Genomic DNA, 17,211 nt, shown 5'->3' with positions numbered 1-17,211 from the left:
ACGTGCGATGGGCGGGTTTTCTGATCGGCATGTGTGGCGCTGCGTCGATGACGGGTTGCCCTACCTGAGTATTGAGGATCAATAAAAATGACAGCCATGACGCGTTCTTCGCTGGATCACTACCAGGATACTCAGCTGGACCTGGCAACCATCCTGCGCACCCTGTTCGACCACAAGCGCCTGATTGCCAGCGTGGTCGGCGCCTTTGCCGTGGCGGGCCTGGCGTTTGCCATTCTGTCCACGCCGATCTACCAGGCCAACGTGATGATCCAGATCGAGCCCAAGCGCGTCGGCCTGGACAACACCCCAGAGATCAACACCAAGCCCAACGCGGTGTCCCAGGCCACAGCCGAGATCGAGCTGATCCGTTCGCGCTCGGTGCTGGGCCAGGTGGTCAACGAGCTGAACCTGGACATCGTCCACAAGCCCAACTACCTGCCGGGCATCGGTGCCTTCATGGCCCGTCACTTCAAGCCAACGGCGGCCGAACCGCTGGCAGCCCCGCTGCTGGGCCTGAACAGCTACGCCTGGGGCGGCGAGAAACTTGCGGTCTCGACCCTGGAAGTGCCTGAAAACCTGCTGGGCAAGAAAATGACCCTGGTGGCCGGTGAAGGCGGCCAGTACCGCCTGCTGGACAGCGACAGCCTGACGCTGCTCAAAGGCCAGGTGGGCGAGCTGGCCACCGGCAGCGACGTGAGCCTGAAGATCGATACCCTGCAGGCCCGCCCCGACACCGAATTCACCCTGACCCGCAACCGCGCGCTGGTCACCCAACTGGACTACCAGACCAAACTCAAGGTGGTAGAGGCCGGCAAGGACTCGGGCATCGTCTACCTGTCGCTTCAGGACCCGGACCCGGCCCAGGCCAACCGCGTGCTCAATGAAGTCAGCAACCTGTACGTGCGCCAGAACCTGCAACGCACCTCCGCCGCCGCCGAACAGCGCCTGGACTTCCTGCGCTCGCAACTGCCGTTGGTGCGCGCCCAGCTGACAAAAGCGGAAGACGCTCTGCATGACTATCAGATGCGCAGCAAGTCGGTGGACATCACCCAGGAAACCTCTTCGCTGCTCAGCCAGGTGGTGGCCGCCGATACGTCCATCTCCGACCTCAAGCTCAAACGTGTCGACCTGGACCGCCTGTACACCCGCCAGCACCCTGCGCAAGTGGCGCTGACCACCCAGATCAACCAGCTCGAAAGCCAGAAGGCCAGCATGCAGGCCAAGGTCCGCAACCTGCCTGAAACCCAGCAGGAACTGCTGCGCCTGACCCGCGAGCAACAGGTCACCAATCAGACCTATACCCAACTGCTGAACAAGACCCAGGAACAGGACATCATCCGCGCCGGCAACATCGGCAACGTGCAGATCATCGACAAGGCCGACGCCAACGTCGAAGAGCCGGTCAAGCCGATGAAGAAACTGATCGTGGCCATCGCGGTGCTGCTCGGCGGCCTGCTGGCCGTGGCCATCATCTTCATTCGCCAGGCCTTCGACCGCGGCATCGTCAACCCTGACGACATCGAGAACCTGGGTATTCCGGTATACGCCTCGGTACCGCTGTCGCGCCTGCAGGACCGCCTCGACAAAGGCCGCCAGCCACGCAAGGGCACCAGCGAAACCAAGCTGCTGAGCATCGCCGAACCTACCGAGCTGGCCGTGGAATCGCTGCGCAGCCTGCGTACCAGCCTGCACTTCGCCATGTTGGAGGCACGCAACAACATCCTGATGATCTCCAGCCCCAGCCCCGCGGTGGGCAAGTCGTTCGTCAGCGCCAACCTGGCGGTGATCATCGCCCAGACCGGCAAGAAGGTACTGCTGATCGACGCCGACATGCGCAAGGGCTACCTGCACAAAGTGCTGGGCCTGCAACCGCGCCACGGCCTGTCGGACGCCCTGGCCGCGCGCCTGAGCAACCGTGAGGTGATCAATGGCACCGCGGTGGACAACCTGCACTTCATTTCCTGCGGCTTCGCGGCGCCCAACCCGTCCGAGCTGCTGATGCATGACAACTTCCACAAGCTGCTGCGTGAACTGTCGCCCAAGTACGACCTGGTGCTGATCGACACCCCTCCGATCATGGCGGTTACCGATGCCGCCCTGGTGGGCCGCCAGGCGGGTACCACCCTGCTGGTGGCGCGCTTTGGCAAAAGCTCGGCCAAGGAAGTGGAAAGTGCCAAGCGGCGCTTGGCCCAGAACGGCGTGCTGGTCAAGGGCGCCATTTTCAACGGTATCGAACGCAAGGCGTCCACCGCCGAATACGACTGCTCTGCCTACGACTACAGCCCAGGCAAGAAGTAAACCGGGCGCCCGACAATGTCCCCGGCGCAGGCCGGGGCAGCCAGCGAGAGATTGACCATGAGCTACTACGACGACAGTTCCAACTGGTACCTGATCCAGACCAAACCACGCCAGGAAGCCCGTGCCGAAGAACACCTGGTGCGTCAGCAGTTCGAATGTTTTCGCCCCCTGAAAACCAGCAGCGAAAAACAGCGCCGTGCGGCGGACGAGGAGCTGTTCCCCGGTTACCTGTTCATCCGTCTGGAGCAGGGCGACAGCTGGTACCCCATCCGCTCCACGCGCGGTGTCTGCCGCATCGTCGCCTTCGGCGGCGCCCCGTGCCCGGTACCCGACAGCCTGATCCAGCAAATCCGCCGCCGCCTGGCCGCCCCGCCCGCGCCGCTGTCCTTCAACCAGGGCGAAGCGGTGATGGTGCGCACCGGCAACAGCGAAATCCAGGCCATCTTCCTCAGCGACGACGGCCAGGAACGCGCGGTGATTTTGCTCAATCTGTTGCAGCGCGAGCAGCGCATCAGCCTGCCAAAAAGCAGCCTGTCGCGCATGGCGATGCCGGTGTGTTGAGCAACCACCACCGAAGCCACGCCATGCAAACAAGGCTGGCGACCCAGGCCTGACAGGCCATGGCACGTTGCAAAAGATGTGGGACCGAGCGCAGCTCGGGAAGCGCCGCGCGGGCGGCGCTCGATCTCAAGGGCGCCCCACACATCAAGACAAGCCCTGTAGCCGCTGCCGCCAGGCTGCGCTCGCCCTGTGCCTGGCTGGAGATCTCCAGTGGCCACAAGGGCCAGCGCAGCCTGGCGGCAGCGGCTACGGGCCTGCGGTGGGGCTCAGAGGCGCATGTCGATGATTTTATGGCGCTCTTGAGATCGAGCGCCGCCCGCGCGGCGCTTCCCGAGCTGCGCTCGGTCCCACATCTTTTGCAACGTGCCATGGCCTGATCCATCGAGTTGCCAGCCTTGTGCGGTTGGCGTCAGTCCGGTGTAGCAGCAGTTTGAACAACCATAACAACAGGGGTACCCTGCCATGCCCGCCACGACAACCCTGGTCACCCTCACCTACGGTGACCGCCTGCGCTACCTGCAAGTGCTGATCGAACGCTCCCTGGCATGCGCCGAGATCGGTCAGGTCATCGTGGTCAACAACGCCGCCACCGCCAACCTGGACTCGCTGGCCCAACGCTGGCCCGGGCAGGTGCAGGTCATCGACCTGCCCAGCAACACCGGTTCGGCCAACGGCTACGCCGTGGGCATCGACGCCGCCCTCAAGGCCGGCGCCGAGTACATCTGGCTGATGGACGACGATAATGCCCCCACCCCCGGGGCCATCGAAGCACTGCACCTGCGCCTGGCCGAATGTTCCTGCAAACTGGGCCGCGCCCAGGTGGCCGTGCTGGGCTTTCGCCCCACCCACCAGGCCGACATCGCCAGCGGCGTGCCACGGCGTTATGCCTTCCCGCACCGCTCCAGCTGCTTCGGTTTCCACATCGCCCAGTTGCCCTACAAGCTGTGGCGGCGCCTGCCCTGGGGCAAACCCCACGCCGACAGCCTGCATCACAGCCTGGTGAAACTGCCGTTCGCCACCTATGGCGGCCTGCTGGGCCATCGCGCCATGTACGAGAACATCGGCCTGCCCCGCGCCGACATGATCCTGTACGCCGACGACACCGAATACACCCGTCGTATCACCGCCAGCGGCGGGCACATCTTCCTGGTCACCGATGCCTTGCTTGAAGACCTGGAGCAGTCCTGGAACATCAAGGCACGCACCAACAACATCTACGAAACCTTCCTGCTTGGCGACTCCGACCTGCGCGCCTACTACACCGCGCGCAACCAGGCCTGGTTCGACAAATTCGTATGGGCCCGCTGGGGCTGGCTGTACCACCTCAACCGCGCCGTGTTCATGACGCTGTTGCACCTGGTGGCCGTGCGCCGCGGCGCACGGCGGCGCCTGGCCCTTCTGCAGCAAGCCATCGCCGACGGGGAGTCCGGGCGCCTTGGCATCAATAAGTCCTTCCCCCTATGAACGTGCTTTTTCTCTCCAGCCTGTACTCGCCCAACATCGGCGGCGGTGCTGAAATCGTGCTGCAACGCACGGTCGAAGGGTTACACCAGCGCGGCATGAACGTATGCGTGCTGACCACCGGCCCCCAGGCCGGCCTGAGCAACGATGAAGTTCGCGGCGTAAAGGTGTACCGCGCCGGCGTGCTCAACACCTACTGGCACTTCAGCGACCAGCGCCCCAACGCGCTGGCTCGCCTGGGCTGGCACCTGCGCGACCGCTACAACATGGGCATGCGCGCCTATGTGCGGCAGGTCATGACACAGGAAAACATCGACCTGGTGGTGTGCCACAACCTGGGCGGCTGGTCAGTGGCGGTGTGGGACGAGATTTCCAAGGCCGGCGTGCCCATCGTGCAGGTACTGCACGACATGTACCTGCTGTGCCCCGGCAGCCTGATGTTCAAGAAGCGCCAATGCTGCGGCGGCCCGTGCACCCTGTGCACAACGTTGCGCCAGGGCCATGCCGACCGCTCCTCGCAGGTGGATGCGGTGGTAGGCGTAAGCCACTTTCTGCTGGAGCGCCTGCAGAACGCGCGGTTCTTTCGCAACGCCACCGCCCAGGTGATCTACAACGCCAGCCCCGACGTCGAGGAAGCCCCCCGTCAGCGCCCCAAGGGTCGCCTGGCCGACAGCGAGCCGCTGCGTTTCGGCTACCTGGGCACCCTCTCGGACCACAAGGGCGTGCGCTGGATGATCGAGCAGTTCAAGCGCCTGCCCTTCAACGCCACCCTGCAGATCGCCGGGCGCGGGCAGCAGGACTACGAGCGGGAAATCCGGCAACTGGCCGATGGCGACGAGAACATTCATTTCGTTGGCTACCAGGCGCCGGAAAGCTTCTACCGGCAGATCGATGTGGCGCTGGTGCCGTCGCTGTGGAACGAGCCCTTCGGCATGGTCGCAGTGGAAGCCTGCGCGCACTCGATTCCGGTCATCGCCAGCCACCGCGGCGGTCTGCCGGAAATCATCCGCGAAGGCATCAATGGCCTGCTGTGCAACCCGGACGAACCCGAGTCGCTGGCCCTGGCCATGCTGCGCCTGTACCGCCAGCCCGAACTGCGTCGGCAACTGGCCGCCCAGGCCCGGGCCAGCGTAGCGCCGCTGCTGGACATCGAACGCATGCTCGACAGTTACCAACAGCTGTTTTTCCAGGTCCATCAGAATAGAAGCGCCCACCATGAAAACCAGCGTGCCTCTCAGCCTCTCTAAACCCGCGTACCGCCTGGGCGTCAGCAAATCGCTGATCGTACTGTTAGTCGCCATCAGCCTGGTCGTGGTGGAAACCTTCAGCGGCGCGCTGCGCTTCTTCCTCGACCAGGCAGGCCTGTCAGTGTTGATGTACCCGGCCAAGGCCGCGTGCCTGGCGCTGTTTGCCGTGGAACTGCTCAACTACAAGGGCAGCCGCAGCTTCTGGGTGCTGCTGGTGATGCTGGCCATCGCCGCCGTACTGGGCATGCTCAACGGGGCGGCGCCAGGCAATATCGGCTTTGCCTTCTACATGTACAGTCCGTTCCTGTTCGGCCTCGTCTGCGGCGTGCACCTGGAGCATCGCAAGCGCGCCCTGGCCTGGATAATCGGCCTGTGCCTACTGGCCTCGCTGGCCGGGCTGGTACTGGACATGTACAGCACGGTGCCGTGGAAGGGCTACAGCTACAACGTAGGCGACACCGAGGTCAGCGCCAACCAGGCGTGGTCCACCAACGGCGTGGACCGCATCGCCGGCTTCACCCGGCTGTCCACCACGCTGTCGGTGCTGATCGCCATCTTCAGCCTGTACCTGACGGCCTTCATTCGCTCGCGGCTGGTGCTGCTGGCCATGTTCGCCACCAGCATGGCCGCCATTTACCTGACCACCAACAAATCCACCGCCGTGGCCTACGGCTGCACCCTGGCGCTGATGCCGCTGCTGCGCCATCGCCTGAGTTGCCGCATCGTCTTCGCCATTGTCGTGGCCATCGGCATCATCCTGCCGGTGATCGGCTTGACCATGGACTTTGACCCGCATGCGGCCACTGCGCAGACCGGCTTCCTGTCATCGTTCTATGACCGTCTGATCAATACCTGGCCCAACGTGGTCGGCAGGCATTGGGTGCAAGGCTGGAGCGTGTGGGGTGCAGGGTTCGGCATGGTCGGCAGCACGGTGGCCGCCCTCCCGGTATACACGGCCTTTACCACGATCGTGGCCGACAACAGCGCCCTGTACCTGTGGGCCACCTTTGGTTTTGCAGGGCTTGCCCTCTACTTCCTGATGCTGCCGCTGATGATTCGCCTGCGTGACAAGTCCACGCGCATGTCCCGGGCCCTGGTGAGTATCTGTTTCTGCCTGGTGCTGGTGAGCTGGACCACCGACGTTCCCGAGATTGCCGTCGCGGACCTGTTCCTGGGGCTGGCGGTATCGGTGGCCCTGCGCCGCAAAACCATGCCTGCCAACGTTACCCGTACGGCCTATCCGTGGCTGCCCAGACACGCGGCGCTGAATGTGCCCTCGCGACTTTTGTGAACCCACCATGCGCCCATTGCTATCTTGCCTGGCCCTGCTGCTGCACGGGCTGTTCAGCCCTGTCGCGCAGGCGGCCGACGAGCCGTTCATCATTGGTACCGCCACCCATCTCAAGGATGGCTCGCCCCAGCTGGCGCGACTGTTCCAGCTGGCCGGCGAGGCGGGCATCGACTCGGTACGCGAAGACGCCTACTGGGCCCGCGTGGAACTGGCCCCCGGCCAACTGCAGATCCCGGCCAGCTGGCGCGCCTATGAGGCCGCCCGTACAGAGCGGCGCATGGGCAACGTGGTGGTGCTGGACTACGGCAACCAGTTCTATGACAACAACGCATTGCCGCGCACACCGGCAATCAGCGATGCCTTCGCCGTCTACGTGGACTTCGTCACCCGCGCCCTGTCCGGCACGGTCGACTTCTACGAGGTGTGGAACGAATGGGACCTGACCGGGCCGGGTGATCGGAAGGTCAGCGACGACTACCTGACCCTGGTCAACAGCACCAGCGCCCAGATTCGCCGCAACGACCCGAAGGCCCGCATCCTGGCTGGCGCCATCACCAGCGAGGGCATTGCCAAGGGCTTCGCCGACCGGCTGGTGGAAGGTGGCGTGGCAGGGCAGGTCGACGGCCTGTCCCTGCACCCTTATGTGCACTGTGCAGGCGACCTGGGCAAGACCCCGGAAAGCTGGATCAAGTGGCTGGGCAGTGTCGACCAGCGCCTCACCCGCCTGGCCGGCAAATCGGTGCCGCTGTACCTGACCGAGATGAGCTGGCCGACCTCCAGCGAACCTTGCGGGGTGGATGAAAACACCCAGGCCAGCTACCTGGCCCGTGCCTACTTCCTGGCCAAGACGCGCCCCAACATCAAGGGCATGTGGTGGTACGACCTGATCAACGACGGCAACGACCCCGGCGAGCGCGAACACAACTTCGGCCTGCTGCGCACCGACCTTGCGCCCAAGCCGGCCTACAAGGTGCTCAAGGCCATCGCCCCGGTGCTGGCCAACTATCGCTACGACAGCCTCAAAAGCCTGCAGGCCGACAACCTCTACCTGCTCAATTTCGCCAAGGGTGACGAGCAGGTGCTGGTGGCCTGGGCCGTGGGCCGCCCGCGCCAGGTCAAGATCGAAGCCAACGGCCGCCAGCAAGGCGACGTGCAGACGCTCGACACCCGTCGCCCCGAACGCGGGCGCACCGCCGCCGGGCAATGGCTGTGCCCCAAGGCACCGGAAGAACACTGCACCACGGTGATAACGCTGGACGATTTCCCTCGAATCATCAGCCTGGGTGACGCCAGTTGGCTGTTTACCCGCTGAGCACAAGGCCAGGCCTTGAAGGACCGAACCATGGTAGTGATCAATGCTCGCTTTCTGACCCAGGAACTGCGCGGTGTGCAGCGCTTCGCCGAACAGGTCAGCCTGGCCCTGCAGGCCCGGCGCCCGGACCTGGTATTCGTGTGCCCCGACAACATTCAGATGCACGACACCGCCCGACGCCTGAACGTGCAGGTGATCGGCCGTCGCACCGGGCACCTGTGGGAACAACTGGACCTGCCGCGCTACCTGCATCGCCAGGGCTCGCCCCTGCTGGTGTCGCTGGGCGCCACCGCGCCGCTGCTGTACCGCAACCAGATCGCCAGCCACCACGACATCACCTACGTGCGCCACCCGCAAAGCTATACCCGGGCGTTCCGCACCGCCTACCGGCTGATCACCCCGGTGCTGCTGCGGCACTTGAAGGACCTGGTGACGGTGAGCGAATTCTCGCGCGGTGAAATCTCGGCGTTCTACGGCTTCCCCAAGGAACGCATCCTGGTGGTGCCCAACGCGGTGGGCGACGAGTTCCAGCCCGGCATCCCCAGCCGTGCCCGCAAGACCTACCTGCTGGCAGTGTCCTCGCCCAGCGAGCACAAAAACTTCGCGCGCATGATCAAGGCCTTCCTGCAGTTGCGCGGCCATGAGCGGGTGGAGCTGCGCATCGTCGGCGCGGCCGGCGGGGTGTTCTGCGACCCCAGCCTGGAACGCCTGGCCAGCAACAACCCGCGTATTCGCTTCCTGGGCCGGCTCAGCGACGAAGAACTGATCCTGCAGTACCAGGGCGCCGCCGCCTTTGTCTTCCCTTCGCTGTACGAAGGCTTCGGCATCCCGCCCCTGGAGGCGCAGGCCTGCGGTTGCCCGGTACTGGCGGCCAACGCGGCGTCGATACCCGAGGTGCTGCAGTCCAGCGCCCTGTATTTCGACCCGCTGGACGTGGAACACATGGCCCAGGCCATGCACCTGGTGCTGGCCAACCAGTGCATCCGCCAGCAGTTGCGCACCCTGGGCCTGCACAACGTGTCGCGCTTCGACTGGAACCACTCCGCCGGGCTGATCAGCGAGCGCATCGACGCCCTGCTGGCGCAGCAGCCCCCCAGCCACGCCGGACTGCCCCTCAACGCTGGCCTACCCAAATAACGGGGCCTGGCCCCCTGCATAACAACAAATGGTGGCACCATGAAAATCGCAATCGTCCATGACTGGCTGGTGACTTACGCAGGTGCCGAGCGCGTGCTGTCGGCGCTGCTGAAAATCTGGCCGGAAGCCGATCTGTTCTCCGTCATCGATTTCCTCAGCGATGAAGACCGCGCCCACCTGGGTGGCAAGCACGCCCAGACCACCTTCATCCAGCACCTGCCCAAGGCCCGCACCCGCTACCAGCAATACCTGCCGCTGATGCCCCTGGCCATCGAGCAGCTGGACCTGTCGGGCTACGACCTGGTGATTTCCAGCAGCCACGCCGTGGCCAAGGGCGTGCTGACCGGCCCGGACCAGTTGCACATCAGCTACGTGCACTCGCCTATCCGCTATGCCTGGGACTTGCAGCACCAGTACCTGAACGAAGCCGGCCTCAGCCACGGGCTGAAAAGCAAGATGGCGCGCATGATACTGCATTACATGCGCATGTGGGACCAGCGCACCGCGGCGGCCGTGGACGAGTTCATCGCCAACTCGCACTTCATCGGCCGGCGCATCGACAAGGCCTACCGCCGCCCTTCCACCGTCATCTACCCACCGGTGGACACCCGTGGCTTCGATCTGCAGGTGCAGAAGCAGGAGTACTACCTGACCACCTCGCGCATGGTGCCTTACAAACGCGTGCCGATGATCGTCGAAGCCTTCCGCGCCATGCCCGACAAGCACCTGATCGTGATCGGCGACGGCCCCGAGATGGAAAAATGCCAGGCCCTGGGCGCCAGCAACGTCAGCCTGCTGGGCTTCCAGCCGTTCGGCGCGCTGCGTGAATACCTGCGCAACGCCAAGGGCTTTGTCTTCGCCGCCGAGGAAGACTTCGGCATCAGCCCGGTGGAAGCCCAGGCCTGCGGTACCCCGGTGATCGCCTTCGGCCGTGGCGGCAGCCTGGAGACCGTGCATGGCCTGGATCACGAGCAACCCACGGGGGTGTTCTACCACCAGCAGACGGTTGGCGCGCTGATCGCCGGCATCCATGACTTTGAAGCCAACGCCCACCGCATCACGCCCCAGGCCTGCCGCGAAAATGCCGAACGCTTCTCGGCCGAGCGTTTCGAGCGTGAGATGCGCCAGTTCGTCGAATCGCGCTGGAACGAAGAACACCCGCCGGTGGCCCTGCCCGTGCCCGTCGGCACACCGCGCCTGGCCCTGGCACCCACGCTGGCCCCCACGCTGGTGTCCAGCGTGAAAAACCTGTGACCGGGAGGCATTGTCATGGCACGACCGCTCAAAGGCATTCTGCAAGCCCACCAATCGGCCCTGTCCCTGGCCCATCGGGCGCTGGACCTGGCCGTCATCACCGGCATCACCCTGTGGTTCGCCTGGATGGAAGGCCGCCTGCACGACGGCGACACCTGGGTGCGCATCATGGCCATGGTGCTGCTGTTTCACTGGATCTGCGAATACCACCAACTGTATGGCTCGTGGCGCGGCGAACGGGTGGCCCGGGAGCTGTTGCGGGTGTTCAACTACTGGGCGCTGACGTTTTGCTGCCTGCTGCTGGCCGACTACCTGTTCAACAAACCCGAGGTGGTGCTGGATAAAACCCGCATGGCCTGGTTCGCCCTGGTGCTGTTCTGCCTGTGCGGCTACCGCCTGCTGATCCGCAGTACGCTGCAGGCCCTGCGCCGCCGCGGCTTCAATACCCGCACGGTGGCCATCGTCGGCACCGGGCAGATCGGCGAACGGCTGGCATGCTCCATCGCCGCTGCACCCTGGATGGGCCTGCACCTGCTGGGTTTCTACGACGATGAACCCCAACAAATGGCCCTGGACGAACTGGGCAAGCGCCTGCCGGTGCTGGGCGGCCTTGACCAACTGGTGCTGGATGCCCGCGAGGGGCGCATCGACAAGGTCTACATCACCCTGGCCATGAGCTGCGAGCCGTCGCTGTGCTGCCTGGTCAAGGGCCTGAGCGATACCACCGCCTCGGTGTACCTGATTCCCGACGTGTTCATGTTCGACCTGCTGCACGCCCGCAGCGAGAGTATCAATGGCCTGACCAGCATCAGTCTGGTGGACACGCCGATGGATGGCTCCAGCCAGCTGGTCAAGCGGTTCGAGGACGTTGTGGTGACCAGCCTGATCCTGGCGCTGATCGCCGTGCCCATGCTGCTGATCGCCCTGGGCATCAAATTGACCTCGCGTGGCCCCGTGTTTTTTCGCCAGACACGCTATGGTTTAGATGGGCGACCGATCATGGTCTGGAAGTTCCGCAGCATGACGGTCCAGGAAAATGGCAGCGAAGTGGTGCAAGCGAGTCGAAATGACACGCGCGTGACCCCGTTCGGCGCGTTTTTGCGACGTACGTCACTGGACGAACTGCCGCAGTTTTTCAATGTGCTGCGCGGCGACATGTCGATCGTCGGCCCGCGTCCCCATGCAGTGGCGCACAACGAGCAGTATCGCAAACAGGTCAACGGCTACATGTTGCGGCATAAGGTCAAGCCCGGCATTACCGGCTGGGCGCAAGTCAATGGATGGCGCGGGGAGACAACGACCTTGGACAAAATGCAGAAACGCATCGAATTCGACCTCGACTACATCGAGCACTGGTCTATCTGGCTGGACCTGAAAATCATCGCGCTGACCCTGTTCAAGGGCTTTATCCACAAGAACGCCTTCTGACCCCCTACAAGACCCAAGACTGGAGAAATACGCTTTCTCCAAGGAAGACTTTGCCATGAAGCGATCGCTATTCGGTGTTTTGCTGTTCACTGCACTGTTGCAGGGTTGCGCGTTTGCGCCCGGGCAACACATGACGCCCTCCGACGCCCAGGACGAGGACACGGGCCCGGTCACCGTGGTGCCCATCACCTCCACCACGGTCAACCAGCAGAAGGTCATCTACAAGCCCCAGCCCATTCCGGCGGCGCTGCTCAACTACCGGCCGGGGGATTACCGCATCGGCCCGGGCGACAACCTGATCATCACCGTGTGGGAACACGCCGAACTGAACTCGCCCAGCAACCAGACCCAGGCGGAGGCCAGCGCACGGGTGGTGCGCCTGGACGGCACGCTGTACTACCCCTACATCAACTCGATCAAGGCTGGCGGCCTGACCGTGCCGGAATTTCGCGCCAACCTGCAGAAAGCACTGGGCCAGTACCTGACCGGCGCCCAGGTGGACGTCAACATCCAGTCCTACGACAGCCAGAAAGTGATCATCTCGGGGGCGGTGAAAAACCCCGGGCCACAGTCGCTCAACAACCTCCCGCTCAATTTGGTCAACGCCATCAGCCGGGCGGGTGGCGAGGCTTCGGATGCCAACCTGGCCAACCTGATCCTCAAGCGTGACGGCCACGAGTACGTGATGGACATCGACACCCTGAACCGTACCGAATCCAAACTCAACGAGATCTACCTCAAGGATGGTGACCAGTTGCACCTGGGGAATGACCACGCCAACAAGATCTACGTACTGGGCGAGGTGCCGAAGCCGCAGGTGATGAACTACGGCACCAGCACCTTCAACCTGATGGAGGCCCTGGGCAATGCCGGTGGTATCGCCCAGGAAACCGCCAATGCCGAGGCGATCTACGTGATCCGCGGGGCGCAGGATGGCAATGGTCAGCCGCCGACGGTGTTTTACCTGAATGCCAAGAAGCCGACGGCTTTCCTGTTGGCGCGCCAGTTTGATTTGCGCACGTCGGATGTGGTGTTTGTGGGGCCGGCGAATATTACGCGGTGGAATCGGTTTATCAGTCAGTTGTTGCCGTCCGCGACAGTTGTAGGGACTACGGCGGCGTTTAATCACTAGGCGGGGGTTTTGCGGCGCTCTTGAGATCGAGCGCCGTCCGCACGGCGCTTCCCGGGCAGAGCCCGGTCCTACGTTTGTTTCGGGCCAGTTATGTCTGTGAGGGCACCTCGTCCGCCTTGTTCGCACCACCACAGATTTGTAGTGAAAAAAACAAAGCGGACCAGGTGATGCTCCAGACATAACTGGCCCGAAACAAACGTAGGACCGGGCTCTGCCCGGGAAGCGCCGCGCGGGCGGCGCGCGATCGCAAGCACACCACCCGCCCAAAGACATGCACCCGCCCCCCCAACAATCTCCAAAAAAGCCCGCCGGCCGCCCGGCGGGCTTTTTTGCGTTATATCCCTGGCAAAAGATCCGCTAGCATTAGGCTGGTATCGCAATGCCACTGGAACCCTCATGCCGGACGTCGCCCCACCCGAATTCGCCCTGCTGACGCTGGAAAACGGCCTGCGCGTGCAACTGCGCCACGATCCGCGTCTCAAACGCGCCGCCGCCGCGCTGCGCGTGGCCGCCGGCAGCCACGACGTGGACCCGGCCTGGCCTGGCCTGGCGCATTTCCTGGAACATCTGTTTTTCCTCGGCACCACGCGCTACAGCGGCGACCACGCACTGATGCCGTTCGTCCAGCGCCACGGGGGCCAGCTGAACGCCAGCACCCGCGAGCGCACCACCGACTTCTTCTTCGAACTGCCCACCGAGTCCTTCCCCGGCGCGCTGGACAGGTTGTGCGAAATGCTCGCCCACCCGCGCCTGGACCGGCAAGACCAGCTGCGCGAACGCGAAGTGCTGCATGCCGAATTCATCGCCTGGTCCCGCGACCCGCAGGCCCGCCATCTGCAATGGCTGACCGCGCCGCTGGCTGCCAGTCACCCGCTGCGCGCCTTCCATGCCGGCAACCGCTACAGCCTGCCGGTGCCCCGCGAGGCGTTTCAGCACAGCCTTCTGGCGTTCTACCAGCGCTTCTACCAGGCCGGGCAGATGTCCCTGACCCTGGCTGGCCCCCAACCACTGGAAGAACTGCGCGCCCTGGCCGAAAAGGCCGGCGGCCTGCTGCACCCCGGCGCGGCCAGCCCACGCTTGCCCTCGCCGCCCTTGCTCGACCAGCTGCCAACAGCGATGGAGCCGGCCGACCCCAGCCGCCTCAACCTGGTCTTCGCCTGCCAGCAGATCCCGGGCGACAGCGCCTCGGCCGTCGACTTCCTCGCCACCTGGCTGGTCTCGGCTCAGCCCGGCGGGCTGCTGGCCGAACTGCAACGCCGTGGCCTGGTGGAAACCCTGAGCCTGACCCCGCTGTACGACTTCGACGGCCAGGTGGTACTCAACATCGAATTCAAGCTCACCGCCGCCGGCCAACAGCCACGGGCGCTGATCAGTGAGCTGTGCCTGGATTGGCTGGAGTTCTTCCAGTCCCACGACGACTGGCAAGGCCTGTGTGACGAATACCACCTGCTGCGCCAGCGCCGCGAGCTGGTCCGCACCGCCCTGGAACTGGTGCGCCGCGACAGCGAGCACTTCGGTCAGGGGGGCGTTACCCACGTCAGTGCCGATGCACTGGTTGCCCTGCGGGCCATCCTTGGCCAATTGCGCGCCGATGCCATCCTGCACGGCCCGCTCACCCGCAGCGGTGCCGATAGCGACGTCAAATGGCGCCTGCCGCAGCGCAACCGCTTCCTGCGCCCCAGCCGCCGCCCGGCGCAACCCGTCCCCACGCCGGCGTGCCTGGATATCATCGATACAGCGCAACCGCCCGGTCACGAGGCCTGCCTGTACCTGCGCTGGCGGGTGAAGTCGGCGCAACGGGCCGGCCTGTGGCGCATGCTTGATCACAGCCTGGCCAAGCTTCGCGAGGAAGCCAGCCAGGCGGGCGTGCAACTGAGCTTCACCAGCCTGGGCGATGACTGGCAACTGCGCCTGTGTGGTGTGCAGGACCCCATGCCCGCCCTGGTCGAACAGGCCCTGGAGACCCTTGTCCATCCGGCCCCGGAAACCTGGCGCCAGCTGGGCCAGCTGAATGCTCCCGCGCCGTTGATCCCTATCCGCGAATTGCTCAAGCGCCTGCCCGAGCACAGCCTGGGCTACTACCAGCCACCCTCGCGCGGCCGCGGCGAACAACTGCAGCCTCCCGCATTGCAGCGCCTGTGGCACGACGCCCGCTGGGACGGCATGGCCCTGGGCCTCACCCCGGCCACCACCCAGGCGCTGAACGTGGCCCTGGCGAAAATGCCCGGCCACGCCGACACCGCCCTGTGCCAGCCGCCGCTGCCCCTGCACGGCCGTACGTGGAGCCAGGTGCCCACCGATTCCGGCGAGCAGGCACTGCTGCTGTTCTGCCCGGCCGCTGGCGAGCAGATCATCGACCAGGCCGCCTGGCAGCTGCTGGCGCAGCTGTGCCAGTCGCCGTTCTACCAGCGCATGCGGGTCGAACTGCAACTGGGCTACGCCGTGTTCAGCGGTTTCCGCCAGGTAGCAGGGCGCCCCGGCCTGCTGTTCGGCGTGCAGTCCCCCAGCACGCCCATGGCCGAGATCCTCGAGCACCTGCAGGCATTCCTGCACACCCTGCCCGCCCTGGTGCGTGCCCAGTCGGGCAACACCCTGAGCCAACAGTGCCGGGACCTGGCCGCCCGCACCAGCCTCAGCGACATGGAGCTCGGCCAGGCAGCCGAAAGCCTGTGGCAAGCCCGGCTGGGCGGCCACTCGTCCGATTTCATCGATCAGTTGCGCAAGGCCTTCGGGCGCTTGCGCAGCGACGCGTTGCAGCAGGCCATCGGCCAGTTGCTGGAGGCTCAAGCTGGCTGGTTGTGCCTGGCCAATGGCCCTGCCGTGGATGAATCCTGGCAAGTGGCACAATGATCTTTACGCAGGCTGTAACGAGCTTTCTCAGCACCGTTAATGCAATTTAACGTTTCAGTACATGGGAATTTAGTAAGATAGTGCCCTAAGCATACGAACATCTCCCCACGGAGGTGGTTCTAATGTGTTGTACCAGCACCACTTCCATCCATCACCCAGAAGGAGCCATCCTATGTGGACCAAACCAGCTTACACCGACCTGCGCATCGGCTTTGAAGTCACCATGTACTTCGCCAGCCGTTGATTTTTATCGCGGTACAGCGCCTCGGTCAGCCGGGGCGTTTTTATTTTTGCTTTCCCCTTTGAAGTCAGACGTCACAGGCCTCCCATGTACATCCAGATTCTAGGTTCTGCCGCCGGTGGCGGTTTCCCCCAGTGGAACTGCAACTGCGTGAACTGCAAGGGCTACCGCGACGGCACCCTGAACGCCAAGGCGCGCACCCAGTCGTCCATCGCCCTGTCCGATGACGGCGTGCACTGGGTCCTGTGCAACGCCTCGCCCGACATCCGTGCCCAACTGCAGGGCTTTGCGCCCATGCAACCGGCCCGCGCCCTGCGTGACACCGGCATCAACGCCATCATCCTGCTGGACAGCCAGATCGACCACACCACCGGCCTGCTCAGCCTGCGCGAAGGCTGCCCGCACCAGGTGTGGTGCACCGACATGGTCCACCAGGACCTGACCACCGGTTTCCCGCTGTTCAACATGCTCAGCCACTGGAACGGCGGCCTGCAGTGGAACCGCATCGAACTGGAAGGCAGCTTCACCATCCCGGCCTGCCCGAACCTGCGCTTCACCCCGTTCCCGCTGCGCAGCGCCGCGCCGCCCTACTCGCCGCACCGCTTCGACCCGCACCCGGGCGACAACCTGGGCCTGCGCGTGGAAGACCTGCGCACCGGCGGCAAGCTGTTCTACGCCCCGGGCCTGGGTCAGGTCGACGACACGCTGCTGGGCCACATGGCCGACGCCGACTGCCTGCTGGTGGACGGCACGCTGTGGGACGATGATGAGATGCAGCGCCGTGGCGTGGGCACCCGTACCGGCCGTGAAATGGGCCACCTGTGCCAGAACGGCCCCGGCGGCATGCTGGAAGTGCTGGACGGCCTGAGCAAGCCGCGCAAGGTACTTATCCACATCAACAACACCAACCCGATCCTCGACGAAGACTCGCCCGAGCGCGCCGAAGTGACCCGTCGTGGCGTCGAAGTGGCCTTCGACGGCATGAGCATCGAGCTGTAG

Annotated in this window: 13 protein-coding genes; all 13 read left to right on the top strand. The window is 64.5% G+C overall.

Features of this window, described 5'->3' with window-relative positions; translation table 11 throughout:
• The first annotated feature begins 87 nt into the window (after window positions 1-87).
• The 13 genes from ACZ9GA_RS31260 to pqqB all read left to right on the top strand — a co-directional run bounded on the left by ACZ9GA_RS31260 (window position 88) and on the right by pqqB (window position 17,211).
• Window positions 88-2,298 carry a polysaccharide biosynthesis tyrosine autokinase gene (locus ACZ9GA_RS31260; RefSeq protein ID WP_457358257.1) on the top strand — a complete coding sequence of 737 codons (2,211 nt, stop codon included), beginning with the start codon at window positions 88-90 and terminating at the stop codon, window positions 2,296-2,298.
• A 57-nt stretch (window positions 2,299-2,355) separates the two neighbouring features.
• On the top strand, window positions 2,356-2,859 hold the full coding sequence (gene rfaH / locus ACZ9GA_RS31255) for a transcription/translation regulatory transformer protein RfaH (protein ID WP_457358259.1): 504 nt from the start codon (window positions 2,356-2,358) through the stop codon (window positions 2,857-2,859).
• Window positions 2,860-3,321: 462 nt separating this feature from the next.
• Window positions 3,322-4,323 (top strand): glycosyltransferase, encoded by a 1,002-nt coding sequence (locus ACZ9GA_RS31250; RefSeq protein WP_457358260.1) that lies wholly within the window; start codon window positions 3,322-3,324, stop codon window positions 4,321-4,323.
• Window positions 4,320-5,567 carry a glycosyltransferase family 4 protein gene (locus ACZ9GA_RS31245; protein ID WP_457358262.1) on the top strand — a complete coding sequence of 416 codons (1,248 nt, stop codon included), beginning with the start codon at window positions 4,320-4,322 and terminating at the stop codon, window positions 5,565-5,567. The genes ACZ9GA_RS31250 and ACZ9GA_RS31245 overlap by 4 nt, the downstream gene beginning before the upstream one ends.
• Entirely contained in the window at window positions 5,536-6,858 is a 1,323-nt protein-coding gene (locus tag ACZ9GA_RS31240) for a hypothetical protein (RefSeq protein ID WP_457358264.1), read from the top strand. The genes ACZ9GA_RS31245 and ACZ9GA_RS31240 overlap by 32 nt, the downstream gene beginning before the upstream one ends.
• Window positions 6,859-6,865: 7 nt before the next feature.
• Entirely contained in the window at window positions 6,866-8,170 is a 1,305-nt protein-coding gene (locus tag ACZ9GA_RS31235; RefSeq protein ID WP_457358266.1) for a hypothetical protein, read from the top strand.
• Window positions 8,171-8,200: 30 nt separating this feature from the next.
• Entirely contained in the window at window positions 8,201-9,307 is a 1,107-nt protein-coding gene (locus tag ACZ9GA_RS31230) for a glycosyltransferase family 4 protein (protein ID WP_457358268.1), read from the top strand.
• Between the two features lie 39 nt (window positions 9,308-9,346).
• Window positions 9,347-10,561, top strand: coding sequence for a glycosyltransferase family 4 protein (locus ACZ9GA_RS31225; RefSeq protein ID WP_457358270.1), 1,215 nt, complete (start codon window positions 9,347-9,349; stop codon window positions 10,559-10,561).
• 15 nt (window positions 10,562-10,576) lie between these two features.
• Entirely contained in the window at window positions 10,577-11,989 is a 1,413-nt protein-coding gene (locus ACZ9GA_RS31220; protein WP_457358271.1) for an undecaprenyl-phosphate glucose phosphotransferase, read from the top strand.
• Between the two features lie 55 nt (window positions 11,990-12,044).
• On the top strand, window positions 12,045-13,121 hold the full coding sequence (locus ACZ9GA_RS31215) for a polysaccharide biosynthesis/export family protein (RefSeq protein WP_457358273.1): 1,077 nt from the start codon (window positions 12,045-12,047) through the stop codon (window positions 13,119-13,121).
• Between the two features lie 396 nt (window positions 13,122-13,517).
• Window positions 13,518-15,971 (top strand): pyrroloquinoline quinone biosynthesis protein PqqF, encoded by a 2,454-nt coding sequence (gene pqqF, locus ACZ9GA_RS31210; protein WP_457358275.1) that lies wholly within the window; start codon window positions 13,518-13,520, stop codon window positions 15,969-15,971.
• 172 nt (window positions 15,972-16,143) lie between these two features.
• Window positions 16,144-16,215 (top strand): pyrroloquinoline quinone precursor peptide PqqA, encoded by a 72-nt coding sequence (pqqA, locus tag ACZ9GA_RS31205; protein WP_008365141.1) that lies wholly within the window; start codon window positions 16,144-16,146, stop codon window positions 16,213-16,215.
• Window positions 16,216-16,299: 84 nt separating this feature from the next.
• A complete protein-coding gene (gene pqqB, locus ACZ9GA_RS31200; RefSeq protein ID WP_027980315.1) occupies window positions 16,300-17,211 on the top strand; it encodes a pyrroloquinoline quinone biosynthesis protein PqqB in 912 nt (303 codons plus the stop codon).

This window comes from Pseudomonas sp. TE3644 (assembly GCF_056278815.1).
Note: the sequence above shows the minus strand (reverse complement) of the source record. Positions and strands in the feature narration are given on the sequence as shown.

Bases quoted from the DNA above. Each gene is read 5' to 3' on its own strand.
- ACZ9GA_RS31220 (WP_457358271.1), top strand. From the start codon at position 10,577: ATGGCACGACCGCTCAAAGGCATTCTGCAAGCCCACCAATCGGCCCTG.
- rfaH (WP_457358259.1), top strand. From the start codon at position 2,356: ATGAGCTACTACGACGACAGTTCCAACTGGTACCTGATCCAGACCAAA.
- ACZ9GA_RS31240 (WP_457358264.1), top strand. From the start codon at position 5,536: ATGAAAACCAGCGTGCCTCTCAGCCTCTCTAAACCCGCGTACCGCCTG.
- pqqB (WP_027980315.1), top strand. From the start codon at position 16,300: ATGTACATCCAGATTCTAGGTTCTGCCGCCGGTGGCGGTTTCCCCCAG.
- pqqF (WP_457358275.1), top strand. From the start codon at position 13,518: ATGCCGGACGTCGCCCCACCCGAATTCGCCCTGCTGACGCTGGAAAAC.
- ACZ9GA_RS31250 (WP_457358260.1), top strand. From the start codon at position 3,322: ATGCCCGCCACGACAACCCTGGTCACCCTCACCTACGGTGACCGCCTG.
- ACZ9GA_RS31230 (WP_457358268.1), top strand. From the start codon at position 8,201: ATGGTAGTGATCAATGCTCGCTTTCTGACCCAGGAACTGCGCGGTGTG.
- ACZ9GA_RS31260 (WP_457358257.1), top strand. From the start codon at position 88: ATGACAGCCATGACGCGTTCTTCGCTGGATCACTACCAGGATACTCAG.
- ACZ9GA_RS31235 (WP_457358266.1), top strand. From the start codon at position 6,866: ATGCGCCCATTGCTATCTTGCCTGGCCCTGCTGCTGCACGGGCTGTTC.
- ACZ9GA_RS31225 (WP_457358270.1), top strand. From the start codon at position 9,347: ATGAAAATCGCAATCGTCCATGACTGGCTGGTGACTTACGCAGGTGCC.
- ACZ9GA_RS31215 (WP_457358273.1), top strand. From the start codon at position 12,045: ATGAAGCGATCGCTATTCGGTGTTTTGCTGTTCACTGCACTGTTGCAG.
- ACZ9GA_RS31245 (WP_457358262.1), top strand. From the start codon at position 4,320: ATGAACGTGCTTTTTCTCTCCAGCCTGTACTCGCCCAACATCGGCGGC.